This is a genomic window from Streptomyces sp. AM6-12 (assembly GCF_044327085.1).
Classification (GTDB): Bacteria; Actinomycetota; Actinomycetes; order Streptomycetales; family Streptomycetaceae; genus Streptomyces.
Map to the genome: position 1 here is coordinate 2,086,364 of NZ_JBIQWN010000001.1, position 24,737 is coordinate 2,111,100.

The following is a 24,737-nucleotide window of genomic DNA, read 5'->3' on the forward strand; positions in this document are numbered from 1 at the left end:
TCCTTCTCCGGGCCCGCTCGCGCACACGACCCGGTACCGACCCCGGGTACGGCCCCTCCCCCGCCCGCCTGCCAAGCTGGCCCCCGTGTCGCACCCCGCCCGCCCCGGCCGCCGCGCCCTCCTCCTCGGCGTCCCGGCCGTCCTCTTCCTGCTGATCACCTGGCAGGTCGTCGGCCACGGCCCGCTGCTGCGCGCGGACGCCCGGCTCAGCCGGGACCTGGTCCACCCGGACGGGTTCGCGCAGTTTCTCTCCGACCTCGGCGACGTCCAGGTCGCCGTCCCGGTCCTCGTCGCCGCCATCGGGTACGCCCTGTGGCGGGGCCGCGCCGCCGGACACCCGCGCTGGTGGCTGCCGCCCCTCGCGGCCGCCGCCCTGATGGCGCTGCTCCCGGCGCTGGTGGTGCCGCTCAAGGACTGGGCCGCCCGGCCGGGGACCCCCGCCGTGCCCCCGGCCACCGGCTACTACCCCTCCGGGCACACGGCGACCGCCGCCGTGGCCTACGGCTGCGCGACCCTCCTGCTGCTGCCCTGGCTGCGCACCCGCGCCGCCCGCCGCACCGCCCGCGCGCTCTGCGCCGCCCTGGTCCTCGGCACCTCGTACGGCCTGGTCCGCCACGGCTACCACTGGCCGCTGGACGTGCTGGCCGGCTGGTGCCTGAGCGCGGTCCTGCTGACCGCGCTCAGCGCGCTGCCGGGGTTCAGCGGAAGTAGCCGTCGAACGTCTTCTGGAACTCCCAGTCCGAGTAGCGGTCCCAGTTGATCGACCAGGTCATCAGGCCGCGCAGATCCGGCCAGGTGCCATGGGTGGCGTACGAGCCGCAGTTCGTCTTCTTCGTCAGGCAGTCCAGGGTCTTGGTGACCTCGGCCGGAGCGACGTAGCCGTTGCCCGCGTTGGTGGAGGCGGGCATGCCGATCGCCACCTGGTCCGGGCGCAGCGGGGGGAAGACGTTGTCCGGGTCGCCGGCCACCGGGAAGCCGGTGAGGAGCATGTCGGTCATGGCGATGTGGAAGTCGGCGCCGCCCATGGAGTGGTACTGGTTGTCCAGGCCCATGATCGGGCCGGAGTTGTAGTCCTGGACGTGCAGCAGGGTGAGGTCGTCGCGCAGGGCGTAGATCACCGGGAGGTAGGCGCCGCAGCGCGGGTCCTGGCCGCCCCATTTGCCGGTGCCGTAGTACTGGTAGCCGTTCTGCACGAAGAAGGTCTCCGGGGCCATGGTGAGGACGAACTTCGCGCCGTACTTCGCCTTCAGCGTCTTCAGTGCCGAGATGAGGTTGACGATCACGGGCGTGGTGGGGTTCTTGAAGTCCGTGTCGCTGGTGTCCAGGGACAGGGAGTGGCCCTCGAAGTCGATGTCGAGGCCGTCGAGCCCGTAGGTGTCGATGATCTTCGAGACGGAGGCGACGAAGGCGTCGCGGGCCGCCGTGGTGGTGAGCTGGACCTGGCCGTTCTGGCCGCCGATGGAGATCAGCACCTTCTTGCCGGCCGCCTGCTTGGCCTTGATCGCCGCCTTGAAGTCGGCGTCGCTCTCCGCGTTCGGGCAGTCGGTGACCGGGCAGCGGGTGAACTCGACGTCCCCGGAGGTCGGGGAGGTGGGTTCGGCGAAGGCCAGGTCGATGACGTCCCAGCTGTCGGGGACGTCCGCGAGCCGGGTGTAGCCGGAGCCGTTGGCGAAGCTGGAGTGGAGGTAGCCGACGAGGGCGTGCGCCGGGAGACCGGCGGACCCGCCGCCCGGGCCGCCGCCCGACCCGCCGGCGCTCGTCGTCACGACCACCGCCGCCGACCTCGCGGACTCCCCCGCGTCGTCGACCGCCGTGACCTGGAAGCTGTACGCCGTCGAGGCCGTGAGCCCGGTGACGGTGGCCGAAGTCCCGCTCGCGGACTGGACCTTGACGCCATCGCGGTAGACCGCGTACCCCGTGGCGCCGGGCACCGCGGACCAGGACAGGGCGACGGAGGTCGCGGTGACGGAGGAGGCGGTCAACCCGGCGGGTACGGCGGGCGGTTGGGCGGTGCCGCCGGGGCCGGTGAGCGAGAGGTCGTCGGCGTCGTAGGCGCCGGTGCCGTACCAACCGTGGGTGTACACCGTGACCTTGGTGGTCGAGGGTCCGGTGGTGAAGGTGGTGCTCAGCCGCTGCCAGTCCGGGGCCGACTGGGTCCAGGTGGAGACGTCGGTGGTGCCGGTACCGCTCGCGCCCAGGTAGACGTACGAGCCCCGGACGTAACCGGCCAGCGTGTACGGGGAGTTGGGCTGGACGCTCACCGTCTGCGCGCACTGGGCGTCGTCGCTGCCCGCCGGGGTGGCCTGGAGCGCGGAACTTCCGCTGTGCACCGGTGAGTCGACCGTCGTACCGGAGGAGGCGGAGCAGTTCCAGCCGGAGAGGCCGGACTCGAATCCGCCGTTCTGGAGCACGTCCGCGTCGGCCGCGCGGGCGGCCGATGAGAGCGCGGTGAGGCCGGGCACGGCGAGGGCCGCGGCCGTGAGCAGGGCGAGCAGGGGGCTGGAGCGGTCCACAAGAGCCTCCGGGCAGGGGGGAGTTGGAGGGTGGAACGGCACTCAATTTGGTCCAGACCAATCCCGGTGTCAAGACGCACGCGCGCTACTCGTCCTCCTCCGGCCCCAGCACCAGGCGCGCCGCCGCCTCGTGCATCGCCAGTTCCAGCAGCGCCGCGTCGGTCAGCGTGCCCGAGCCGTCCGGCGGCACCAGCCAGCGCACCCCCCGGCTCGCCCGGCCCGGATGCGGTACGACGATCCAGGTGCCGTTCCCCGCGGTGCGCACCCCGGTGCCCAGCCAGCGCTCCGCCGTGCCCGGCGGCACGAAGAACCCGACCCGGTTGTCGCCGAAGTCGGCGAGCACCGGGCCGGGGCGGCCGAGCATCCGGGTCAGCACGTCCAGCGTCGGATGGCCCAGGTGGGCCGGGAGGATCAGCACGTCCCAGGCGCGGCCCGCGGGCAGCAGCGCGACCCCGTGCGGATTGCGCTCCCACTCCCGGCGGCACCCCCGCGGGTCCGGCGCCACGGACGCCAGCCACTCCACCGCCGTCTTCGTCCCGCTCATCGAAAGGCCTCCCGCTCTCCTTTGCGGGCGGCGCGGGCGCGCCGCCTCGGCAGGAGAGAGGGAGGCCGTACCGGAGCATTACGCGGGTTCCGGAACCCCTAGGGAGTGACCTGGGTCACGCGAACTAGCTGTCGAACCCGAGGCCCAGCTTGTCCATCGTGCGCAGCCACAGGTTGCGGCGGCCGCCGTGCGCGTCCGCGCGGGCCAGCGACCACTTGGTGAGGGCGATACCGGTCCAGGCGAACGGCTCGGGCGGGAACGGCAGCGGCCGCTTGCGCACCATCTCCAGCTCGGTGCGCTCGGTGCGCTCCCCGTCCAGCAGGTCGAGCATCACGTCCGCGCCGAAGCGGGTCGCGCCGACACCGAGACCGGTGAAGCCCGCCGCGTAGGCCACCTTGTCCTGGTGGGCGGTGCCGAAGAAGGCCGAGAAGCGGGAGCAGGTGTCGATTGCGCCGCCCCAGGCGTGGGTGAAGCGGACGCCCTCCAGCTGCGGGAAGCAGGTGAAGAAGTGCCCGGCGAGCTTGGCATAGGTCTCGGGACGGTCGTCGTACTCCGCCCGCACCCGGCCGCCGTAGTGGTGGATGGCGTCGTAACCGCCCCACAGGATCCGGTTGTCGGCGGACAGCCGGAAGTAGTGGAACTGGTTGGCGCTGTCGCCGAGCCCCTGCCGGCCCTGCCAGCCGATCTCCGCGAGCTGCCCCTCGCTCAGCGGCTCGGTCATCAGCGCGTAGTCGTAGACCGGGACGGTGTACGAGCGCACCCGGCGCAGCAGGCTCGGGAAGATGTTGGTGCCGAGCGCGACCTTGCGGGCGCGCACGGCGCCGTAGGGGGTGCGGACGGCCATCCCGGCGCCGTACGGCTTGAGGGTGAGCGCGGGCGTGTGCTCGTACACCCGCACCCCGAGCCGGACGCACGCCTGCTTCAGGCCCCAGGCGAGCTTCGCCGGATGCAGCATGGCCACGCCCCGGCGGTCCCACAGGCCCGCCTTGAAGGTCGGCGAGTTCACCTCGGCGCGCACGGCGTCCTCGTCCAGGAAGTCCATCCCGTCCGCGAGGCCCTGCTCCTGGAGCTCCTTGTGCCAGTCGCGCAGCTCCCAGGCCTGGTAGGTCTCGGTGGCGACGTCGATCTCGCCGGTGCGCTCGAACTCGCAGTCGATGCCGTGCCGGGCGATGGCCGCCTCGATCTCGTCCAGGTTGCGCCGGCCCAGCTCCTCCAGCTTGTGGATCTCGTCGGACCAGCGGGTCAGCCCGTTGGCCAGGCCGTGGGTGAGGGAGGCGGCGCAGAAGCCGCCGTTGCGGCCGGAGGCGGCCCAGCCCACCTCGCGGCCTTCCAGCAGGACCACGTCCCGCCGCGGGTCGCGCTCCTTGGCGTTGAGCGCGGTCCACAGCCCGCTGTAGCCGCCGCCGACGACCAGCAGGTCGCAGGTCTCGGAGCCGGTGAGGGCGGGCTCGGGCGCCGGCTTGCCGGGGTCTTCCAGCCAGTACGGGACCGGCTGGGCTTCGGAGAGAGAGGCGATCCAGTTGTCTCGGCCACGATTCATGGCGCTTGGGGCCATGATTTCAACTCCCTACAGAGCTTTTACGCGCATTTCGGCTGCGCGCTTTTCGGTGTTACGCCTTCTGGCTGTTACGGCGATTGTTGATCAGCATCGACACCAGCACCAGCACCACGGCGAGCAGGAACATGGCCGTACCGATCACATTGATCTGAACGGGCGTTCCGCGCTGCGCCGAGCCCCAGACGAACATGGGGAAGGTGACGGTCGATCCCGCGTTGAAATTGGTGATGATGAAATCGTCGAAGGAGAGCGCGAAGGACAGCAGCGCGCCCGCGGCGATTCCGGGTGCCGCGATCGGCAGGGTGACCCGCAGGAAGGTCTGCGCGGGCCCGGCGTACAGGTCCCGTGCGGCCTCCTCCAGACGCGGGTCCATCGACATCACACGCGCCTTGACCGCGGTGACGACGAAGCTCAGACAGAACATGATGTGGGCGATCAGGATCGTCCAGAAGCCCAGCTGGGCGCCCATGTTGAGGAACAGGGTGAGCAGCGAGGCGGCCATGACGACCTCGGGCATCGCCATCGGCAGGAAGATCAGCGAGTTGATGGCGCCGCGGGCGCGGAAGCGGTAGCGGACCAGCGCGAAGGCGATCATCGTGCCGAGGATGGTGGCGCCCAGCGTCGCCCAGACGGCGATCTGGAGGCTGAGCGACAGCGAATTGCACATGTCGGCGACGCCGCACGGCTGTTTCCAGGCGTCCAGCGAGAACTGCTGCCACTGGTAGTTGAAGCGCCCCTTCGGTTTGTTGAAGGAGAACACGGTGACGATGACGTTCGGCAGCAGCAGATACGCGAGGGTGAGAAGTCCCGCGATGACGACGAGATGGCGCTTGAGCCAGTTGACGACGGGCATTTAGACCAGGTCCTCCGTCCCGGACCGGCGGATGTAGATCGTCACCATGGCCAGGATCGCGGCCATGAGGATGAAGGAGAGGGCCGCCGCCGTCGGATAGTCCAGGATGCGCAGGAACTGCGTCTGGATCACATTGCCGATCATGCGGGTGTCGGTGGAGCCGAGAAGTTCGGAGTTGACGTAGTCGCCGGCGGCCGGGATGAAGGTCAGCAGGGTGCCGGAGACCACGCCCGGCATCGACAGCGGGAAGGTCACCTTGCGGAAGGTGGTCGACGGCTTGGCGTACAGGTCGCCGGCCGCCTCGTGCAGCCGGCCGTCGATCCGCTCCAGCGAGGTGTACAGCGGCAGGATCATGAACGGCAGGAAGTTGTACGTCAGTCCGCACACCACCGCGAGCGGGGTGGCCAGCACCCGGTCGCCGGCCGTCCAGCCGAGGAAGTTGGTGAGGTCCAGGATGTGCAGCGAGTTCAGCGCGTGCACCACGGGGCCGTTGTCGGCGAGGATCGTCTTCCAGGCCAGGGTGCGGATCAGGAAGCTGGTGAAGAACGGCGCGATCACCAGGATCATGATCAGGTTGCGCCAGCGGCCCGCGCGGAAGGCGATCAGGTAGGCCAGCGGGTAACCGAGCAGCAGGCACAGCACGGTGGCACCGGCGGCGTAGAAGATGGACCTCAGGAACTGGGGCCAGTACTCGGACAGCGCGTTCCAGTAGGTCGCGAAGTGCCAGGTGACCTTGTAGCCCTCCTCCAGGGAGCCCGTCTGCACGGACGTGGAGGCCTGGTAGACCAGCGGCAGCGCGAAGAAGACGACCAGCCACAGGATGCCGGGCAGCAGCAGCCAGTACGGCGTGAACCGGCCGCGCTTGCGCGGCGGCTTGGCCGCGCCTTCGGCGGGGGCGAGCGGCGGGGGCGCCTCGGTGAGCGTCGACATCAGGCGGCGACCTCTTCCCCGGTGCCCGCGTCGATGGCCTGGTGCGCGTCCAGGCCGAAGGTGTGCGCGGGGCTCCAGTGCAGGACCACGTCGGCGCCGGGGACCAGACGGGCGTCCCGCTCGACGTTCTGGACGTAGACCGAGAGTTCGGCGCAGGCGGGGCTGTCGATGACGTACTGCGTGGAGACGCCGATGAAGCTGGCGTCGGCGATCGTGCCGGTGAGGCGGTTGCGGCCCTCGGGGATGGAGCCCGCGTCGTCGGCGTGGGCGAGCGCGATCTTCTCGGGGCGGATGCCGACCAGCACCTTGCCGTCGGCCGGGGCGGGCGCGCTGCATCGCGCGGCGGGCAGCACCAGCTTGTCGCCGGCGGCCTTGAGCACGATGTCGTCGCCGCTCCTGGTGTCGACCTCGGCCTCGATCAGGTTGGAGGTGCCGAGGAAGTTGGCGACGAAGGTCGTCTTCGGGTTCTCGTACAGGTCGGTGGGGGCGCCGAGCTGTTCGACGCGGCCGCCGTTCATCACCGCGACCGTGTCGGCCATGGTCATGGCCTCCTCCTGGTCGTGCGTGACGTGGATGAAGGTGATGCCGACCTCGGTCTGGATGCGCTTGAGCTCCAGCTGCATCTGGCGGCGCAGCTTGAGGTCGAGGGCGCCGAGCGGCTCGTCGAGCAGCAGCACCTTGGGGTGGTTGATCAGCGCGCGGGCGACGGCGACGCGCTGCTGCTGGCCGCCGGAGAGCTGGTGCGGCTTCTTGCGCGCCTGCTCGCCGAGCTGGACCAGGTCCAGCATGTCCTCGACCTGCTTCTTGACGCTCTTGATGCCACGTCGGCGCAGCCCGAAGGCGACGTTCTCGAAGATGTCGAGGTGCGGGAAGAGGGCGTAGGACTGGAAGACCGTGTTCACGGGCCTCTTGTACGGCGGCAGGTGGGTGACGTCCTGGTCGCCGAGGTGCACGGTGCCGCTGGTCGGCTCCTCCAGGCCCGCGATCATGCGCAGGGTGGTGGTCTTCCCGCAGCCGGAGGCGCCGAGCAGGGCGAAGAAGGAGCCCTGGGGCACGGTCAGGTCCAGCGGGTGTACGGCGGTGAAGGCGCCGTAGGTCTTGCCGATACCGGAGAGGCGGACGTCGCCGCTGTTGTCTGTCGTCATCGTGGTCGTCACGCCCCTGTGAGCTTGGAGAACTTCTGCTGGTAGGCGGTCTCTTCCTTCTGCGTCAGGGCGCGGAAGGGATGGGACTTCGCCTGCATGGCCTTGTCGGGCACGATCAGCGGATTGCTCGCGGCCGACTTGTCGATTTTCGCGAGGTAGGGAACGACTCCCGCAACGGGGCTCACGTAATTGACGTAGGCGGCGAGTTCGGCGGCGGGCTCGGGCTGGTAGTAGTAGTCGATCAGCCGCTCGGCGTTGGTCTTGTGGCGCGCCTTGTTGGGGACCAGCAGGTTGTCGGTCGACGTCATGTAGCCGCTGTCCGGGATGAGGTAGCCGACGTCCGGGTTGTCGGCCTGGAGCTGGACGATGTCGCCGCCCCAGGCGACGCAGGCGGCGATGTCGCCCTTGGCCAGGTCGGAGGTGTAGTCGTTGCCGGTGAAGCGGCGGATCTGGCCCTTGTCGACGGCCTTCTGTAGGCGGGCGATGGCCGCGTCGTAGTCGTCGTCGGTGACCTTCGCCGGGTCCTTGCCGAGGTCCAGCAGGACCATGCCGATGGTGTCGCGCATCTCGGTCAGGAAGCTGACCCGGCCCTTGAGCCTGGGATTGTCCAGGAGGTCGGAGACCGACTTCACCTCGACGCCGTCGAGCGCCTTCTTGTTGAAGGCGATGACGGTGGAGATGCCCTGCCAGGGATAGGAGTAGGCGCGGCCGGGGTCCCAGTCGGGGGCGCGGAACTGGTCCGAGAGGTTGGCGAAGGCGTGCGGCAGGTTGGCCGGGTCCAGTTTCTGGACGTAACCGAGCCGGATCATGCGGGCGGCCAGCCAGTCGGTGAGGACGATCAGGTCGCGGCCGGTGTCCTGGCCCGCGGCGAGTTCCGGCTGGATCTTGCCGAAGAACTCGTCGTTGTCGTTGATGTCCTCGGTGTACTTGACCTGGATGCCGGTCCGCTTGGCGAACGCGTCGAGCGTGGGGTGGTGTTTGCCCGAGTCGTCCACGTCGATGTACTCGGGCCAGTTGGAGAAGTTGACGACCTTCTCCTTGGCCGAGTGGTCGTCGGCGGACACACCGCCCTGGTTCTTGCTCGCGGCGGGGATGCCGCAGGCGCTCAGGGTCCCGAGACCGCCGATCGCGAGGGCGCCCCCGGCGGAGGCGCGCAGCAGCGAACGGCGGGTCGGCGCGGCCCTGCCGCCGCTGAAACTCCGGCGTACGGCGGCCGATTCGACCGGCGTCGGCCGGTCGGGCTCGTAACTTCCCATGCGCGTGGTGGCCTTTCGGGAGGGGAGGGGGTGCCCGGTGGAGGGGACGGGCGTCGTACCCGGTGGAGCGCACCGCGGGCGGGGGTCCCGCGGCCGGGGGCGGCTCCTACCGGTCCCCGAAGATCGTGCGGTGCCAGTCCTTGCGGACCACCGCCGTGTTGTCGAACATTACGTGCTTGACCTGCGTGTATTCCTCGAAGGAGTACATCGACATGTCCTTGCCGAAGCCGGAGGCCTTGTAACCGCCGTGCGGCATCTCGCTGATGATCGGGATGTGATCGTTGATCCAGACGCAGCCCGCCTTGATGTCGCGGGTGGCGCGGTTGGCCCGGTAGACGCTGCCGCTCCAGGCGGAGGCGGCGAGGCCGTACGGGGTGTCGTTGGCGAGCCGGATGCCCTCGTCGTCGGTGTCGAAGGGCAGGACGACCAGGACCGGTCCGAAGATCTCGGACTGGACGATCTCGCTGTCCTGGGCGGCGCCGGCGATGAGGGTGGGCCGGTAGTAGGCGCCCTTGGCCAGGTCGCCGCCGGGGGCCTCGCCGCCGGTGACCACGCGGGCGTAGGAGCGGGCGCGGTCCACGAAGCCGGCGACGCGGTCGCGCTGGGCGTGCGAGATGAGCGGCCCGAGGTCGGTGCCGGGGGCGAACGGGTCGCCGAGCCGCACGGTCTCCATCAGGGCGGCGGTGCGCTCCACGAACGCCTCGTACAGCGGGCGCTGGACATAGGCGCGGGTGGCGGCGGTGCAGTCCTGGCCGGTGTTGATGAGCGCGCCGGCCACGGCCCCGTTGACGGCGGCGTCCAGGTCGGCGTCGTCGAACACGACGAACGGGGCCTTGCCGCCCAGCTCCAGGTGGAGCCGCTTGACGGTGGCGGTGGCGACCTCGGCGACGCGCTTGCCGACGCCGGTGGAGCCGGTGAAGGAGGTCATGGCCACATCGGGGTGCCCGACCAAGTGCTCACCGGCCTCCTTGCCGGTGCCGGTGACGATGTTGATAACGCCGTCCGGCAGGCCCGCGACGGTGGCGGCCTGGGCGAACAGCAGCGAGGTCAGCGGGGTCAGCTCGGCGGGCTTGAGCACGATGGTGTTGCCCGCGGCGATCGCCGGGAGCACCTTCCAGGCAGCCATCTGGAGCGGGTAGTTCCACGGCGCGATGGACCCGACGACACCGATCGGCTCGCGCCGGACGTACGACGTGTGGTCGCCGGAGTACTCACCGGCGGACTGCCCCTGGAGGTGGCGGGCGGCGCCCGCGAAGAAGGCGGTGTTGTCGACGGTGCCGGGGACGTCGAACTCGCGGCTGAGCTTGAGCGGCTTGCCGCACTGGAGCGACTCCGCGCGGGCGAAGTCCTCGGCGCGCTCGGCGAGCACGGCGGCGAAGCGGTGCAGGGCGTCCGAGCGCTCGCCCGGAGTGGCCGACGCCCAGCCCGGAAAGGCCGCGCGGGCGGCGGCGACGGCCGCGTCCACGTCGTCGGTGCCGGCCAGGTCGTAGGTGTGGACCTCGGTGCCGGTGGCCGGGTCGACCACGGCGTGGCGACGCCCCGAGGTGCCCTTGGTCAGACGGCCGGCGATGTACTGAGCGCCTTCCGCGAAACGGTCCGCTGCGGGAAATCGTTCCTGGCTGGCGGTGCCCGGGTTGTGCATGTCGCTCTCCTCCGCCGATCACCCCCGTCCCAGAGGTGGGTGGCGTAGCTCCAGCTCGATTTGAGTGCCGATCCTGACAGAGCTATTAGCCTCCAACAAGTGATTCCGTTGTTGCCTTTTGGTTACGCGACGGAATCTGTCGACCAGGTGTCGAGTCGGGCGAGGAAAAGCCGGACGGAGTGTCAGTGGTGCGTGCCAGACTCGCGTGCATGGGGAGGATCGACGGGCTCGAAGCCCTGGTCAGCGAGGTCCGGGCGGGGTCCCGGATCAGGTACCTGCACTTCTGGGGCCACCGGCCCCGGCCGGACGGCCGCATCGGCGCGAGCTGCCTGAGCCAGTGGTGGCCCTCACCCTTCGTGGTCGACGGCAGGCGGTACGCGACGGCGGAGCACTGGATGATGGCCGCCAAGGCCCGGCTGTTCGGCGACGCCGAGGCCGAGCGTCATGTCCTCGCCGCGGCGCACCCGGCACAGGCCAAGAAGGCGGGCCGGCTGGTCCGCGGCTTCGACGAGGCGATATGGGAGCGGGAGCGGTTCCGGATCGTGGTCGAGGGCAGCGTCCACAAGTTCGCCGCCGACCCGGCGCTGCGCGCGTTCCTGCTGGGCACGGGCGAGCGGGTGCTGGTCGAGGCGAGCCCGGTGGACCGCGTGTGGGGCATCGGCCTGACGGCGGACGACGAGGCGGCGGACGATCCGGCCCGCTGGCGGGGCCTGAACCTGCTGGGCTTCGTGCTGATGGAGGCGCGGGCGGAGCTGGCGGGGAGATAGGTACGGGGGCCGGGGGCTCGGGGCGGCGGGGGCGCAGATGCGGGGGCTCGGGACGCCGGGGGGCTTGAGGCGCCGGGGCTCGGGTGCCGGGGGCTCGGGTACGGCGATGCCCGCCGGACGGGTCCTGCGGTCCGGCGGGCATCGACCGGAGCGTGCGCTCCGGGACGGGACCCGCGCTATGCGGCCCCGTCGCGGGATCAGCGCTGCGCCACCGCCACCGGGACGGAGTGCAGGGAGCCGTAGTACGGATCGGTGTCCCTGCTCTCGTTGAAGGCGGTGACACCGATCACGATCATCAGCACGATCATGCCGATGCCGACGATGATGCCGATGACGCCCATGACCAGACCAGCCTGGGCCTGCCCCTGGTTCGTGGCCTCGCCGCGCTCGACCCGGCGCCGCCCCTTGACGCCGAAGACCACCGCGAGGATGCCCAGCACCACCGAGAGGACGCCGTACAGGCAGAACAGGCAGATCGACAGGATGCCGAGCACCATCGCCGCGGTGCCCATGCCGTTCTGCGGTGCCATCGGCATGCCCGTCCAGCCGTAGCTCCCGGCGGCCGGGTAGCCGGGGTAGCCGGGGTAGCCGTAGCCGCCGGCGGGCGGCGCGGACGCCGGGGGTACACCGGGGCCGGTGGGCGCGATCGGCGGGGGCGGCACCGGCTCACCCGTGCCGGGGGCGCCGAACGCGGGCGGGGTGGGGGCGCCGAAGCCCTGGGCGGGCGGGGCCGGCGGCGCGAAGTTGGGCTGGGCGTACCCACCGGTCGGCAGGTCGGTCACGGTGGCCTGGTCGTGCACGGACGGCGGCTGGACCGGGGGCTGCCCCGCACCCGGCGCGGCGGGCTGGTCCTTGTTCAGCGACAGCCCCTGCTCGGGTGGCGCCCACGGGTCGTGGCCGCCGCCGGCCGCCCCACTCGACTGCGTTCCGTCTGACACGGGTACTTCCCCCTTGGTCGTTCGTCCCGCCATGCTACGGCCTTCCCGCCCCACCCCGGCCGGCCGGTCCCACCGCCCCGGCACCGTCGCCGACCGCCCCGACCAGCCGGTCCTCCGCACTGACACCGGGCTTCCTGACACCGGCGTCCTGGCCCCGGACCTGCTGACACCGGGCCTCCTGACGCCGGGGTCGCCACGGCCGTACGGTTCCCGCCGCCTTCCCCGTGGCCGAACCGCTCGCGCCGCCTCCTCGGCTCCCGGCCGCCCCCTCGCCCCTCGCTCCCCTCACTCCGCCTCGCCCCCTCCCCTCGCCCGCCCGCCTACGATGGCCTCTGACGATCAGCCGATCACCCGCGCCGCGCCCGTAAGGGCCCGTCGGCGCCCTGCCTCGGGGAGGACCCCTTGTCCGACAGTTCCGTACCGGCCGCCGGGCACGCCGACCGCGATCTGCGCGCGTTCATCGCCGGACTGCCCAAGGCCGAACTGCACGTGCACCACGTGGGCTCCGCCTCCCCCCGCATCGTCTCCGAGCTGGCCGCCCGGCACCGCGACTCCAGGGTCCCCAGCGATCCCGAGGCCCTCGCCGAGTACTTCACCTTCACCGACTTCGCGCACTTCATCGAGGTGTACCTGTCGGTGGTGGACCTGATCCGCACCCCGGAGGACGTCCGGCTGCTCACCTACGAGGTGGCCCGCGACCTGGCCCGCCAGCAGGTGCGCTACGCCGAGCTGACCCTCACCCCGTTCTCCTCCACCCGGCGCGGCATAGACGAGCGCGCCTTCATGGAGGCGATCGAGGACGCCCGCAAGAGCGCGGAGGCCGAGTTCGGCACCGTGCTGCGCTGGTGCTTCGACATCCCCGGTGAGGCCGGCTTGCAGTCGGCAGAGGAGACGGTACGGCTCGCCACCGACGACCGGATCCGCCCGGAGGGCCTGGTGTCGTTCGGGCTGGGCGGCCCCGAGATCGGCGTGCCCCGCCCGCAGTTCAAGCCGTTCTTCGACCAGGCCATCGCGGCCGGTCTGCGCTCGGTCCCGCACTCCGGCGAGACCACCGGACCGCAGTCGGTGTGGGACGCGCTGAACGAGCTGGGCGCCGAGCGCATCGGGCACGGCACCAGCTCCGCGCAGGACCCGGCGCTGCTCGCGCACCTCGCCGAGCGGCGCATCCCGCTGGAGGTCTGCCCGACCTCCAACATCGCCACCCGCGCGGTGCGCACCCTGGACGAGCACCCGATCCGGCAGTTCGCCGAGGCCGGGGTGCTGATCACGGTCAACTCCGACGACCCGCCGATGTTCGGCACCGACCTCAACAACGAGTACGCGGTGGCCGCTCGCCTCCTCGACCTGGACGAGCGCGGTGTCGTGGACCTCGCCAAGAACGCGGTCGAGGCGTCCTTCCTGGACGCGGCGGGCAAGGCACGGCTCACGGCGGAGATCGACACGTACACCGCCGCCCGGCTCGCGGGCTGAGGCGCACCACAATGGGGGCCATGCAGACCGTGACCGCCGTGGCCCACCGCGGCGACCCCTACCGCTTCCGTGAGAACACCCTCGACTCGCTGCGCTCCGGTCTCGACCGGGGCGCGGACGCCGTCGAGCTCGATGTCCGGCTCACCCGCGACGGCGTGCCCGTGCTGCTGCACGACGACACGCTCGAACGGCTGTGGGAGGTGGGGCGGCCGCTGAGCGCGCTGTCCGCCGAGGAGGTGCGCGGGCTCACCGGCGGCGGGGTGCCGACGCTGGCCGAGGCGCTCGCCGCGACCGGTGACGGCCGGGTGATGGTGGACCTGTGCGGGCGGGTGACGCGGCGGACGATGGAGCGGATCCTGGACGTGGTCCGGCAGAGCGGGGCCGGGGACCGGGTGTACTACAGCGCGGGCGCGGAGACGATGCTCACCGTGCGCGCCGCCGACCCGGCCGCGGAGATCGCGCTGACCTGGACCACGCTGGCCCCGCCCCGCCCCGCGCTGCTCGCCGCGATCAACCCCCGCTGGCTCAACTACCGCTTCTCCCTGGTCGACCGGGACCTGGTCGCCCGTGTGCACCGGGACGGCCGGCTCGTCTCCGTGTGGACACCGGACACCCGGCGCTCGCTGCGCCGGCTGATGGAGCTGGGCGTCGACTCGATCACCACGAACCGCATCGACGTCCTGCACGACCTGCGCTCCCGCTAGCGAGACGTCCCGGCAACTCCCCCGACCGTAGAGGACGAACGGGTACTTCGCGTCGACGGCGTCGAGCCCGTCCCGCACCCGTCCGGTCCAGCCCGCCAGCCCGGCAGCCATTCCGGCACCCCCACCGCCCGCAACCCGCTTTGTGTCCAGCGCAGTTCGTGCACCAGCGGAAAGGCCGTGGCCCCGCTCAGCACCAGGCACACCACGAAGAAGACCAGCCAGCCGCGAATGCCCTTCAGGAGGGCGGCTCTGTCACTCATGGGCAGAGCCTACGCCTGAGTTGAACGCGTTCAAAACATGGTGGGGGCGAGGGGGCGGTGCCGTCAATCACGCCGCACTCCCCCACATGCCTGTACATTTCGGACGACCGTTTCGAGAGGTGACCGGCAGACGGGGCGAGGGATGAGCGCGGACGGACGTGGCACGGTGGAGACCGGGCTCGCGCGCCTGTGCGCGGCGTCCGGACTCGCCGGGGGCGGCCGGGCCGCGTCTGACCGCTCTTCGAGATCGTCGGCGCCCCCTGCCCCGACGCCCGCCGCACACCCGCGCTCACCGAACTCGCCCTGCCCGGAAGCAACTTCCGTGAACTGCGCCAGATCCCGACCTTCCGCAAGCACGCCGGGCGGCCCCTGCGCGCGGTGCGGCTCCGTGTCGCCGACCAAGCCGCGTTCCGGCCCGTGCGCACCACCGCCGCCATGCTCGCCACCCTCCGCCGCCGCTACCCGGACGACTTCGCCTGGCACCGCGCGGACGGCGCGTATGTCATCGACCTGCTCCCGCCCACACCACCGGCCGCCCGGGCGGGCGACGGCGTACTGCTGTATCCCTGAGCCGCGCCGCCGGGAAGGACGGACCCGTCGATGACAGCAACTCCGGTGACCGGTACGGAGATCCGGGGGTTCCGGCCAGGTGACGGGCCGTCGCTGGTGGCCGCCTGGTGCCGCGGTGCCCCGGCGGATCCGATCGCCCCCGACCGCTTCCGCACCCTCGTCCTGCTCGACGCCAACTTCGACCCCGCGGGACTGCGGGTCGCCGTGGCCGGTGGCCGGGTCGTCGGCGCCGCCTACGCGGTGCGCCGGCTGACCCCGGTCCACGGCACCGACCTGGAGCCGGAGCAGGGCTGGATCCCGTTCTTCTTCGTCGACCCGGCCGCCCGCGGGCAGGGCCTCGGCCGCCGGCTGCTGACCGACTCCCTCGACTGGCTGGGCGCGCACGGCCGTACCACCGTGGACTTCTCCTCGTACACCCCGAACTACCTGCTCCCCGGCCTGGACGCCGAGACCTACCCGGAGGCGGCGAAGCTCCTCGACTCGCTCGGGTTCCGGACGCTGTACGAGGCCGCGGCGATGGACCGCTCGCTCGTCGGCCACCGGATGCCGGACGCCGTCGCCCGCCGCCGGGACGAACTGGCCTCGCTGGGTTACCGGTTCGGCACTCCGGCCGACGACGACCTGGTGGAGCTGATCGCGCTCGCCGGGAGCCGCTTCAGCCGGGACTGGGCGCGGGCGATCCGGGAATGCCTGGCGGGCGGGGCCCCGCCGGACCGGATCGTCGTCGTCCGGGAGCCCGGAGGGCGGCTGGTGGGCTGGGCGATGCACGGGGCGTACGAGTCGGCGCTGGAGCGGTTCGGCCCGTTCGGGGTGCTGGCGGAGATGCGCGGCACCGGGCTCGGCAAGGTCCTGCTCCACCTGGTCCTGGCCCGGATGCGGGCGCACGGCGCGCACGGGGCGTGGTTCCTGTGGACCGGCGAGCGGTCACCGGCGGGCCACCTCTACCGCGACGCCGGCTTCAGCACGACCCGGAGGTTCCGGGTGCTGCGCCGGGAGGCCGCCCGGTGACGCGGCCCCGACCCGGCCTGAACCGGCGGCACTTCGCCCTCGCGCTGCCCTCCGCCCTGCTCACCGCGGGCTGCGCCGCACCCCGCCGGGGCACCGGCCACCCCGGCGACCCGATCGTCCTCACCCTGCTCACGCACTACTCCAGCGGGGTCCTGAAGACGGCACTCCAGGAGCCGGTGGACGAGTGGAACGCCACGCACGACCGGGTCAAGGTCCGGGCGAGAGCGGTGGAGTGCACCGATCTGCTGACCACGGTCATGGTCCGGCAGGCGGCCGGCCAGGGCGCCGACATCATCCAGCCGTACTGCCTGTGGACCGGCCAGCTCGTCCGGGCCGGTGTGCTGCGGCCCGCCCCGCCCGAGCACGCGGCTCAGATCCGGCGCGGCTACAGCACGGCCGCGGTCGGCGCCGCGTCGTACGGGGGGCGCGTCTACGGCTATCCCACCGAGGCGCAGACGTACGCCCTCTACTACAACGCCCGGCTGCTGCGCGCCGCCGGAATCGACCGACCACCGCGCACCTGGCCCGAGTTGACCGAGGCCGCCGAGCGCACCACACGCCGGGACCGGTACGGCAACACACTGGTGCAGGGGTTCGGCCTCTCGCTGTACGACGACTCCACCACCGTCGGCCAGACCCTCGCCCTGCTCAGCGCGGCCGGGGGCACGTTCGTCGCCGCGGACGGCCGGAGCACCGCGATCGACTCGCCGGCCGGGCAGGCGGTGTTCGAGCTGGAGCACCGCCTGGTGAGCCGGGGGGCGAGCGCGCCCGGCGTCAACGTCTACCAGGCGTTCCCCGCCGGTCAGGTGGCCATGGTGATCGGCGCGGGCTGGTGGACCGGTAGCCTGAAACCGCTGATGGGCGCGGGGTACCGGGAGGTCGGCGTCGCCCCCGTGCCCGTCCCCGAGGCCGGCCGGAAGCCCGCCACGCTCGGCACCGGGTTCCTGCTCGGGGTCAACGCGGCCAGCCGGTTCCCGCGCGAGGCATGGGAGTTCCTGCGCTGGCTCAACGCGGAGCGGACGGGCGCGCGGGGCGTGACCCGCATGAGCGCCCTCCAGGTCTCGGTGGGCTCGCTCACCGGTCGGGCCGACGACATGCGGGCGCTGCTCGGCAGGGGCGGGGACCGGAATCTGCGGCCGTTCCTGGACGCGCTGGCGTACGCGGTGCCGGAGCCGAACATGCCGGGCGCACAGCAGGCCAAGTCGCTGCTGCGGGCGAACATCGAGGCGCTGTGGACCGGTCAGCAGTCGGTCGGGGAGGCGCTGCGCAGCACGCGCCGGCAGGTCGATCGGGAGGTGTCGCGCCTGTGGTGAACACGCTCGCGCCGGAGCGGGCCGGGCCTCCCGCCGCCCGCGCCCTGCTGCCGGGGGCCGGCCTCGCGGCCCGCGCCCGGCGCCGCCAGACGGTGGTCGGCTATCTCTTCCTCGCCCCGGTCCTGCTGTTCTTCGCGGCCTTCCTCGTCCTGCCGCTCGCCTTCGCCCTGCTGCTGTCGGTGTCGCGCTGGTCCGGCTTCGACCTCGGGGACATCCGGCCGGTCGGCCTGGCCAACTTCACGGGGCTGTTCGCGGCCGGCTCGACGTTCCTCACGCCGGTCCTCACCAACACGGTGCTGTTCGCGCTGGGCACGGTGGTCATCGCGCTCGCGGGCTCGGTGCTCGTCGCCACCTGTATCGACCGGCTGCGGTTCCAGGGGCTGTGGCGGACGCTGTACTTCCTGCCGATGGTGACGACCGTGGTCGCCGTCGGCAATGTGTGGAAGTACATGTACGAGCCGGGCGGTCTCGTCGACGGCGTCCTCAACGCCCTGGGGTTCGGCTCGGTCGCCTTCCTCCAGGACCCGCGCACGGCGCTGCCCGCGGTGGTCGTCGTACAGGCGTGGGCCTCGGCGGGGTCGGCGATCCTCGTCCTGACGGCGGGGCTGAAGTCGATCCCGCGCTCGTACTACGAGGCGGCGGCGCTGGACGGGGCCGGGCCCGGCACGACCTTCTGGAAGATCACGCTGCCGCTGCTGCGGCCGTCGCTGCTGTTCGTGTGCGTCACCCAATTCCTCACCGGGCTCCAGTCGTTCGCGCTGATCACGGTGATGACCAAGGGCGGCCCCGGCGACGCGACGGCGGTGGCGGCGCTGGAGATGTACCGGCAGGCCTTCTCGTACGGCGACTGGGGTACGGCGAGCGCGGCGGCGTTCGTACTGTTCCTGGTGGTGCTGGTGATCACGCTGGCGCAGTTGTGGCTGTTCCGGCGCAGCGGGGAGGACGCGTGAGAGGCCGCCGCCCGCCGTGGGTGTCGTACCTCCTGGTCGTGACCGGTGCCGTGCTCATGGTGGTGCCGTTCCTCGACATGGTGATGACGTCCTTCAAGGGGCCGGGTGAGTCGGGGAAGCTGCCGTACCGCTTCCTGCCGAAGGGGTTCGGCTTCGGCAACTACCGTGCGGCGCTGGACCAGTTGGATCTGCCGGTGCTGTTCCGCAACAGCGTCACCGCGACGGCGCTGATCACCGGCTCGGTGCTGCTCACCTCGTCGCTCGCCGGTTACGCGCTGGCCAAACTCCGGTTCCCAGGGCGGGACTTCGTCTTCCGGCTGGTGCTGGCGACGATGATGTTCCCGCCGTTCCTCTTCTTCATCCCGCACTTCCTGATCCTGGTGCACTGGCCGCTGGCGGGCGGCAACGACCTGCTGGGGCAGGGCGGGGCGGGGCTGACCGTCAGCATCGTGGCGCTCGCGATGCCGTTCCTCGTCAACGGCTTCGGGATCTTCCTGGTGCGCCAGTTCATGCTCTCCATCCCGGACGAGATCCTGGAGGCCGCCCGCCTCGACGGCGCGGGCGAGTTCACCCTCTGGTGGCGCGTCGTCCTGCCCCAGACCAAGCCGGTCCTCGTCACCCTCGCCCTGCTGACCTTCGTGGACGCCTGGAACGAGTACATCTGGGCCCTGCTGATCTCCACCGCGAATCCGGGCGTGATGACCCTGCCGGTGGGCATCCAGCTCCTCCAGGACTACGTCGATCCCACCCGCACCATGCCGGTCGTGATGGCCGGTCTCGTCCTGAGCGTCCTCCCGGTCCTCGCCCTCTTCCTCCTGCTCCAGAAGCACTACATCCGCGGGGTGATGCTCAGCGGCCTCAAGTGAGGTCCCAGCGCGCGTCCAGATCCGCGCAGCGGACGGTGATCGAGGCGTCGGTGAGCGCGATCTCGTGCGTGCAGCCGCCGTCCGAGTCCGGGAGGATCTCGTCCAGCAGCACGGTGTCGACGAGCAGCCAGTCGAGAGAGCGGTGGTGGTCGACGGCGAAGTGCCGTACACCCGAGTAGACGATGCGCAGCCCCGCCTCGTGCTTCCACCGGTTGGGCGCGAACTCCAGCACCAGCTCGCCGCTCTTGTCGGTGGCGAGGTGGATCCCGGACAGCTCCAGGTCCTTCACACAGCGCGTGGCGCCGGGAATGTCGTAATGCCCCGGATCACAGGCGAAGTTCCGCGCGCCGGGCGGCAACTCGTCGCGGATCCTCGGTAGTTCCTCCAGGTACGCCCTGGGATCCACGAAGAACCCGTGGTTCTGCCAGACTGCGGTGACGTGCTGCATCAGCGTCCTTCACAGGCCCACGATCCGGTTCCAGCGCCGGGCGAACTCCACTCGTTCCGTGGAGGTGATGTCGCGGGCGATGGCGAGGCGGGAGCGCATCGTGGAGTCGGGGAAGATCAGCGGGTTGCCGGCGAGCGCCGCGGTGTCCTTGTCGGAGGAGTCCGCGAGGACCTCCTTGGCGGCCGGGACCGGACAGACGTAGTTGACCCAGGTGGCCAGCTTCGCGGCGACCTCGGGCTGGTAGTAGTAGTCGATCAGGCGCTCGGCGTTGGCCTTGTGCGCGGCGCGGTCGGGGATCATCAGGGAGTCCGACCACAGCTCGGCGCCCTCCTCGGGGACGACGAAGCGGATGTCGGGGTTGTCCGCCTGGAGCTGGATGACGTCACCCGAGTACGCCTGACAGGCCAGCACATCGCCGCTGACCAGGTCCTTGGTGTAGTCGTTGCCGGTGAAGCGGCGGATCTGGCCCCGCCGGACCTGCCGTTCCACCTCGTCGCACATGGTGTGGAAGTCGTGCGCGGTCCAGCGGGTGATGTCCACGCCGTTGCCCTGCATCAGCAGCGCGAAGGACTCGTCCAGGCCGGACAGCAGGGTGACCCGGCCCTTGAGGTCGGGCGCCCACAGGTCCTTGACCGCGCGGATCTCACGGCCGAGCTTCTTGCGGTTGTAGGCGATGCCGGTGATGCCGGACTGCCAGGGCACGGTGAACCGGCGGCCCTTGTCGAAGGCGGGCGTGCGCAGCAATGGGTCGAGGTACTTCGCCACGTTCGGCTGGTGCGCGCGGTCCATCTGCTGCACCCAGCCCAGCCGTACGAACCGGGCGCACATCCAGTCGCTGATGACGATCAGGTCGCGGCCGGTGGACTGGTGGTTCATCAGCGCGGGGCTGATCTTGCCGAAGAACTCGTCGTTGTCGTTGATCTCCTCGACGTACTCCACCCGTATCCCGGTGCGCTTCTCGAACGCCTCCAGGGTGGGCCTGCGGTTCGGGTTCTTGTCGTCGGTGTCGATGTAGAGCGGCCAGTTCGCCCAGGTCAGCCGGTGATCGGCGGACTCGTCGCTCACCGAGCGGTCGCCCGGCCGGACGTAGGCGGCGGGCACTCCACAGCCGGCCAGCGCGCCGAGCGCGGCGGTGCCGCCGAGCGCGCGCAGCAGGGAACGGCGGGAGAGGGACGTACGCGAAGAAGTCTGGGGCACCCCGGAAGGATGCCGCCGACTCGTCCGGACGCACAATCGACGCTGCGTCGAGCGGGGAGCGCCCTGTCCGACACCTTGTCGATCAGCGCAGTTCACCAAAAGGGCGGCCCCCGCACAGGAGGGTGCACCTGTGCGGGGGCCGCCGGGGACGTTCCGGGACGGCTAGCCCAGCGACGTCATCACGTGCTTGATCCGGGTGTAGTCCTCGAAGCCGTACGCCGAGAGGTCCTTGCCGTAGCCGGACTTCTTGAAGCCGCCGTGCGGCATCTCCGCGACCAGCGGGATGTGGGTGTTGATCCACACGCAGCCGAAGTCCATCTTCTTGGACATGCGCATCGCGCGGGCGTGGTCCTTGGTCCACACCGAGGAGGCCAGGGCGTACTCCACGCCGTTGGCATACTCGACGGCCTGGTCCTCGTCCGTGAAGGACTGGACGGTGATGACCGGGCCGAAGACCTCCTTCTGGATGATCTCGTCGTCCTGCTTGACGCCGGAGACCACGGTCGGTGCGAAGAAGTAGCCCGTGTCGCCGACCCGCTTCCCGCCGGCCTCCACGCGCGCGTGCGCGGGCAGCCGCTCGATGAAGCCCTCGACCTGCTTGAGCTGGTTGGGGTTGTTCAGCGGGCCGTAGAGCACGTCCTCGTCGTCCGGCTGGCCGGTCTTCGTCTCCTCGGCGGCCTTGGCCAGCGCGGCGACGAACTCGTCGTGGATCGACTCGTGGACAAGGACGCGGCAGGCGGCCGTACAGTCCTGGCCGGCGTTGAAGAAGCCCGCCATCGCGATGTCCTCGACGGCCTTGGCGATGTCGGTGTCCTCGAAGACGACGACCGGCGCCTTGCCGCCCAGCTCCAGGTGGACCCGCTTGAGGTCCTTGGACGCGGACTCGGCGACCGACATGCCGGCGCGCACGGAGCCGGTGATGGAGGCCATGGCCGGGGTCTTGTGCTCGACCATCAGGCGGCCGGTGTCGCGGTCGCCGCAGATGACGTTGAAGACGCCCTTGGGCAGCACCGAGCCGATGATCTCCGCGATCAGTACCGAGGAGGCGGGGGTGGTGTCGGAGGGCTTGAGGACGACCGTGTTGCCCGCGGCGAGCGCCGGGGCGAACTTCCACACGGCCATCATCATCGGGTAGTTCCAGGGCGCGACCTGGGCGCAGACGCCGATCGGCTCTCGGCGGATGATCGAGGTCAGCCCCTCCATGTACTCGCCGGCCGAGCGGCCCTCCAGCATCCGTGCCGCACCGGCGAAGAAGCGGATCTGGTCGACCATCGGCGGGATCTCCTCGGAGCGGGTGAGCCCGATGGGCTTGCCCGTGTTCTCCACCTCGGCCGCGATCAGCTCCTCGGCCCGCTCCTCGAACGCGTCGGCGATCTTCAGCAGGGCCCGCTGGCGCTCGGCCGGCGTGGCGTCGCGCCAGGCCGGAAAGGCGCGGGCGGCGGCCTCCATGGCGGCGTCCACGTCCGCCGGTCCGGACAGCGGCGCGGTCGCGTACGCCTCGCCGGTCGCGGGGTTGACCACCTCGGTGGTCCGTCCGTCGGCGGCGTCCCGGAACTCACCGTCGATGTAGTTGCGCAGACGACGCAGCTCGGTGCTCACTGCCGGCCTCCTGATCTGGTTCGAGGGTTCGAGCGGTCCAGTGCGGACGGCCGGTGCAGCTGTCCGATCACTGAGACACCCCACCCTAGTCGGCACCCCCACGTTTTCAACACCCCTGGCGGCGCCACTTCTGCGAAATCCGCACGCTTTGATCCTCCAGACAACGAATTTCATCGATTGGGGCTTGCGAAACTGACGAGACCTCGTGCACAGTGAGCGCGTGGCCAGTCGAAGCGCAGACCAGAGGGACTCGTCCCGCGAGTCCAGGAACGGCACCCCGCAGCTGGATGCCGTCTCCCTCGCCATCATTCAGCAGCTCCAGGAGGACGGCCGCCGGCCGTACGCCGCGATCGGCAAGGCCGTCGGCCTGTCGGAGGCGGCCGTGCGCCAGCGCGTCCAGAAGCTGCTGGACCAGGGCGTGATGCAGATCGTCGCCGTCACGGACCCGCTCACCGTGGGCTTCCGCCGGCAGGCGATGGTGGGCATCCACGTCGAGGGCGATGTCGAGTCGATCGCTGACGTGCTGACTGACATGTCGGAAGTCGAGTACGTGGTGATGACCGCGGGCTCGTTCGACATCCTCGCCGAGATCGTCTGCGAGGACGACGACCACCTGCTGGACGTCATCAACAAACGCATCCGGGCACTGCCCGGAGTGCGCTCCACCGAAAGCTTCGTGTACATGAAGCTGAAGAAGCAGACCTACATGTGGGGAACCCGATAACCGTGACCCAGAAGGACCTCAGCCGCACCGCGTACGACCACCTGTGGATGCACTTCACCCGCATGTCCTCGTACGAGAACTCTCCCGTCCCGACGATCGTCCGGGGCGAGGGCACCTACGTCTACGACGACAAGGGCAAGCGCTACCTCGACGGTCTCGCGGGCCTGTTCGTGGTCCAGGCCGGGCACGGCCGCACGGAGCTCGCCGAGACCGCGTTCAAGCAGGCCCAGGAGCTGGCCTTCTTCCCGGTGTGGTCGTACGCCCACCCGAAGGCCGTCGAACTCGCCGAGCGCCTCGCCGACTACGCCCCCGGTGACCTGAACAAGGTCTTCTTCACCACCGGCGGCGGCGAGGCGGTCGAGACCGCCTGGAAGCTGGCCAAGCAGTACTTCAAGCTGACCGGCAAGCCCACCAAGTACAAGGTCATCTCCCGCGCGGTCGCCTACCACGGCACCCCGCAGGGCGCCCTGTCCATCACCGGCCTGCCGGGCCTGAAGGCCCCCTTCGAGCCGCTGGTGCCGGGCGCGCACAAGGTGCCCAACACCAACATCTACCGCGCGCCGATCTTCGGCGACGACCCGGAGGCCTTCGGCCGCTGGGCCGCCGACCAGATCGAGCAAGAGATCCTGTTCGAGGGCCCGGACACCGTCGCCGCGGTCTTCCTGGAGCCGGTGCAGAACGCCGGCGGCTGCTTCCCGCCGCCGCCCGGCTACTTCCAGCGCGTGCGCGAGATCTGCGACAAGTACGACGTGCTGCTCGTCTCCGACGAGGTCATCTGCGCCTTCGGCCGCCTCGGCACGATGTTCGCGTGCGACAAGTTCGGCTACGTCCCGGACATGATCACCTGCGCCAAGGGCATGACCTCGGGCTACTCCCCGATCGGCGCCTGCATCGTCTCCGACCGCCTGGCCGAGCCGTTCTACCAGGGTGACAACACCTTCCTGCACGGCTACACCTTCGGCGGCCACCCGGTCTCCGCGGCCGTGGGCCTCGCCAACCTCGACCTGTTCGAGCGCGAGAACCTCAACCAGCACGTGCTGGACAACGAGGGCAACTTCCTTCAGACGCTGCAGAAGCTGCACGACCTGCCGATCGTCGGCGACGTCCGCGGCAACGGCTTCTTCTACGGCATCGAGCTGGTGAAGGACAAGGCCACCAAGGAGTCCTTCAGCGACGAGGAGACCGAGCGCGTCCTGTACGGCTTCCTCTCCAAGGCGCTGTTCGACAACGGCCTGTACTGCCGTGCCGACGACCGCGGCGACCCGGTCATCCAGCTCGCCCCGCCGCTGATCTCCAACCAGGAGACCTTCGACGAGATCGAGCAGATCCTGCGCGCCACCCTCACGGAGGCGTGGACCAAGCTGTAATCAGCTGACGGTGTGACCGCGACCGGCCCCGGAGCCGCCCGTTCGAGTGAGAACGGCGGCCCGGGGCCGTGTGCTGTCCGGCCACCGTCCGGCGGCTGCCTAGCGTGCCAGTGAC

The 24,737-nt window shown here is 70.8% G+C and carries 22 protein-coding genes and 2 pseudogenes; 11 read left to right on the plus strand and 13 right to left on the minus strand.

The window, feature by feature from the left end; translation table 11 throughout:
- Positions 1-85: 85 nt before the first annotated feature.
- Positions 86-760 carry a phosphatase PAP2 family protein gene (locus ACE4Q9_RS09205; RefSeq protein WP_397983756.1) on the plus strand — a complete coding sequence of 225 codons (675 nt, stop codon included), beginning with the start codon at positions 86-88 and terminating at the stop codon, positions 758-760.
- Here the strand turns inward: ACE4Q9_RS09205 and ACE4Q9_RS09210 are convergent.
- The 8 genes from ACE4Q9_RS09210 to ACE4Q9_RS09245 form a co-directional block, all read right to left on the minus strand.
- Positions 699-2,513, minus strand: coding sequence for a chitinase (locus ACE4Q9_RS09210; RefSeq protein ID WP_397983757.1), 1,815 nt, complete (start codon positions 2,511-2,513; stop codon positions 699-701). The genes ACE4Q9_RS09205 and ACE4Q9_RS09210 overlap by 62 nt on opposite strands.
- A gap of 85 nt (positions 2,514-2,598) precedes the next feature.
- The gene (locus tag ACE4Q9_RS09215) at positions 2,599-3,057 is read right to left on the minus strand and encodes a hypothetical protein (RefSeq protein WP_397983758.1); all 459 of its coding nucleotides are present in this window, start codon (positions 3,055-3,057) and stop codon (positions 2,599-2,601) included.
- 124 nt (positions 3,058-3,181) lie between these two features.
- Complete coding sequence (locus ACE4Q9_RS09220; RefSeq protein ID WP_397983759.1) at positions 3,182-4,612, minus strand: NAD(P)/FAD-dependent oxidoreductase; 1,431 nt, start codon at positions 4,610-4,612, stop codon at positions 3,182-3,184.
- A 55-nt stretch (positions 4,613-4,667) separates the two neighbouring features.
- A complete protein-coding gene (locus tag ACE4Q9_RS09225; RefSeq protein ID WP_397983760.1) occupies positions 4,668-5,468 on the minus strand; it encodes an ABC transporter permease in 801 nt (266 codons plus the stop codon).
- On the minus strand, positions 5,469-6,398 hold the full coding sequence (locus ACE4Q9_RS09230) for an ABC transporter permease (protein WP_397983761.1): 930 nt from the start codon (positions 6,396-6,398) through the stop codon (positions 5,469-5,471).
- Positions 6,398-7,543 (minus strand): ABC transporter ATP-binding protein, encoded by a 1,146-nt coding sequence (locus ACE4Q9_RS09235; protein ID WP_397987160.1) that lies wholly within the window; start codon positions 7,541-7,543, stop codon positions 6,398-6,400. The genes ACE4Q9_RS09230 and ACE4Q9_RS09235 overlap by 1 nt, the downstream gene beginning before the upstream one ends.
- An 8-nt stretch (positions 7,544-7,551) precedes the next feature.
- Entirely contained in the window at positions 7,552-8,799 is a 1,248-nt protein-coding gene (locus ACE4Q9_RS09240; RefSeq protein ID WP_397983762.1) for a PotD/PotF family extracellular solute-binding protein, read from the minus strand.
- A 106-nt stretch (positions 8,800-8,905) separates the two neighbouring features.
- A complete protein-coding gene (locus ACE4Q9_RS09245; protein WP_397983763.1) occupies positions 8,906-10,441 on the minus strand; it encodes a gamma-aminobutyraldehyde dehydrogenase in 1,536 nt (511 codons plus the stop codon).
- 209 nt (positions 10,442-10,650) lie between these two features.
- Here ACE4Q9_RS09245 and ACE4Q9_RS09250 point away from each other — a divergent pair, with 209 nt between their 5' ends.
- Complete coding sequence (locus ACE4Q9_RS09250) at positions 10,651-11,208, plus strand: NADAR family protein (RefSeq protein ID WP_397983764.1); 558 nt, start codon at positions 10,651-10,653, stop codon at positions 11,206-11,208.
- Positions 11,209-11,405: 197 nt separating this feature from the next.
- On the opposite strand, the gene ACE4Q9_RS09255 is transcribed toward ACE4Q9_RS09250, so the two are convergent.
- Positions 11,406-12,146 carry a DUF4190 domain-containing protein gene (locus tag ACE4Q9_RS09255; protein WP_397983765.1) on the minus strand — a complete coding sequence of 247 codons (741 nt, stop codon included), beginning with the start codon at positions 12,144-12,146 and terminating at the stop codon, positions 11,406-11,408.
- Between the two features lie 325 nt (positions 12,147-12,471).
- On the opposite strand from ACE4Q9_RS09255, the pseudogene ACE4Q9_RS09260 reads away from it, so the two are divergent.
- Positions 12,472-13,616: pseudogene (locus ACE4Q9_RS09260) on the plus strand (adenosine deaminase).
- Positions 13,617-13,636: 20 nt separating this feature from the next.
- A complete protein-coding gene (locus ACE4Q9_RS09265) occupies positions 13,637-14,320 on the plus strand; it encodes a glycerophosphodiester phosphodiesterase (protein WP_397983766.1) in 684 nt (227 codons plus the stop codon).
- Between the two features lie 24 nt (positions 14,321-14,344).
- Here the strand turns inward: ACE4Q9_RS09265 and ACE4Q9_RS09270 are convergent.
- Positions 14,345-14,580, minus strand: a pseudogene (locus ACE4Q9_RS09270) (hypothetical protein); the annotation flags it as partial.
- 246 nt (positions 14,581-14,826) lie between these two features.
- Here ACE4Q9_RS09270 and ACE4Q9_RS09275 point away from each other — a divergent pair.
- The 5 genes from ACE4Q9_RS09275 to ACE4Q9_RS09295 are packed head-to-tail and all read left to right on the plus strand — an operon-like array spanning position 14,827 to position 19,287.
- Positions 14,827-15,150: a hypothetical protein gene (locus ACE4Q9_RS09275; RefSeq protein ID WP_397987161.1), complete on the plus strand. Its 324-nt coding sequence runs from the start codon at positions 14,827-14,829 to the stop codon at positions 15,148-15,150.
- Positions 15,151-15,180: 30 nt separating this feature from the next.
- Complete coding sequence (locus tag ACE4Q9_RS09280) at positions 15,181-16,158, plus strand: GNAT family N-acetyltransferase (RefSeq protein ID WP_397983767.1); 978 nt, start codon at positions 15,181-15,183, stop codon at positions 16,156-16,158.
- Positions 16,155-17,471, plus strand: coding sequence for an ABC transporter substrate-binding protein (locus tag ACE4Q9_RS09285; protein ID WP_397983768.1), 1,317 nt, complete (start codon positions 16,155-16,157; stop codon positions 17,469-17,471). The genes ACE4Q9_RS09280 and ACE4Q9_RS09285 overlap by 4 nt, the downstream gene beginning before the upstream one ends.
- Complete coding sequence (locus tag ACE4Q9_RS09290; protein ID WP_397983769.1) at positions 17,468-18,421, plus strand: carbohydrate ABC transporter permease; 954 nt, start codon at positions 17,468-17,470, stop codon at positions 18,419-18,421. Before ACE4Q9_RS09285 ends, ACE4Q9_RS09290 begins: the two co-directional genes overlap by 4 nt.
- Positions 18,418-19,287 (plus strand): carbohydrate ABC transporter permease, encoded by an 870-nt coding sequence (locus tag ACE4Q9_RS09295; protein ID WP_397983770.1) that lies wholly within the window; start codon positions 18,418-18,420, stop codon positions 19,285-19,287. The genes ACE4Q9_RS09290 and ACE4Q9_RS09295 overlap by 4 nt, the downstream gene beginning before the upstream one ends.
- Here ACE4Q9_RS09295 and ACE4Q9_RS09300 read toward each other — a convergent pair.
- The 3 genes from ACE4Q9_RS09300 to ACE4Q9_RS09310 all read right to left on the minus strand — a co-directional run bounded on the left by ACE4Q9_RS09300 (position 19,280) and on the right by ACE4Q9_RS09310 (position 22,531).
- Positions 19,280-19,735 (minus strand): hypothetical protein, encoded by a 456-nt coding sequence (locus tag ACE4Q9_RS09300; RefSeq protein WP_397983771.1) that lies wholly within the window; start codon positions 19,733-19,735, stop codon positions 19,280-19,282. The genes ACE4Q9_RS09295 and ACE4Q9_RS09300 overlap by 8 nt on opposite strands.
- Positions 19,736-19,744: 9 nt before the next feature.
- Positions 19,745-20,932, minus strand: a complete 1,188-nt coding sequence (locus ACE4Q9_RS09305) for a spermidine/putrescine ABC transporter substrate-binding protein (protein WP_397983772.1) — start codon at positions 20,930-20,932, stop codon at positions 19,745-19,747.
- A gap of 162 nt (positions 20,933-21,094) precedes the next feature.
- Positions 21,095-22,531 (minus strand): gamma-aminobutyraldehyde dehydrogenase, encoded by a 1,437-nt coding sequence (locus ACE4Q9_RS09310; protein ID WP_397983773.1) that lies wholly within the window; start codon positions 22,529-22,531, stop codon positions 21,095-21,097.
- Positions 22,532-22,736: 205 nt separating this feature from the next.
- Here ACE4Q9_RS09310 and ACE4Q9_RS09315 point away from each other — a divergent pair, with 205 nt between their 5' ends.
- Together ACE4Q9_RS09315 and ACE4Q9_RS09320 are read left to right on the plus strand one after the other, a co-directional pair.
- The gene (locus ACE4Q9_RS09315) at positions 22,737-23,255 is read left to right on the plus strand and encodes an Lrp/AsnC family transcriptional regulator (protein ID WP_145485556.1); all 519 of its coding nucleotides are present in this window, start codon (positions 22,737-22,739) and stop codon (positions 23,253-23,255) included.
- The gene (locus tag ACE4Q9_RS09320; protein ID WP_397983774.1) at positions 23,240-24,622 is read left to right on the plus strand and encodes an aspartate aminotransferase family protein; all 1,383 of its coding nucleotides are present in this window, start codon (positions 23,240-23,242) and stop codon (positions 24,620-24,622) included. Before ACE4Q9_RS09315 ends, ACE4Q9_RS09320 begins: the two co-directional genes overlap by 16 nt.
- The last annotated feature ends 115 nt before the right edge of the window (positions 24,623-24,737 follow it).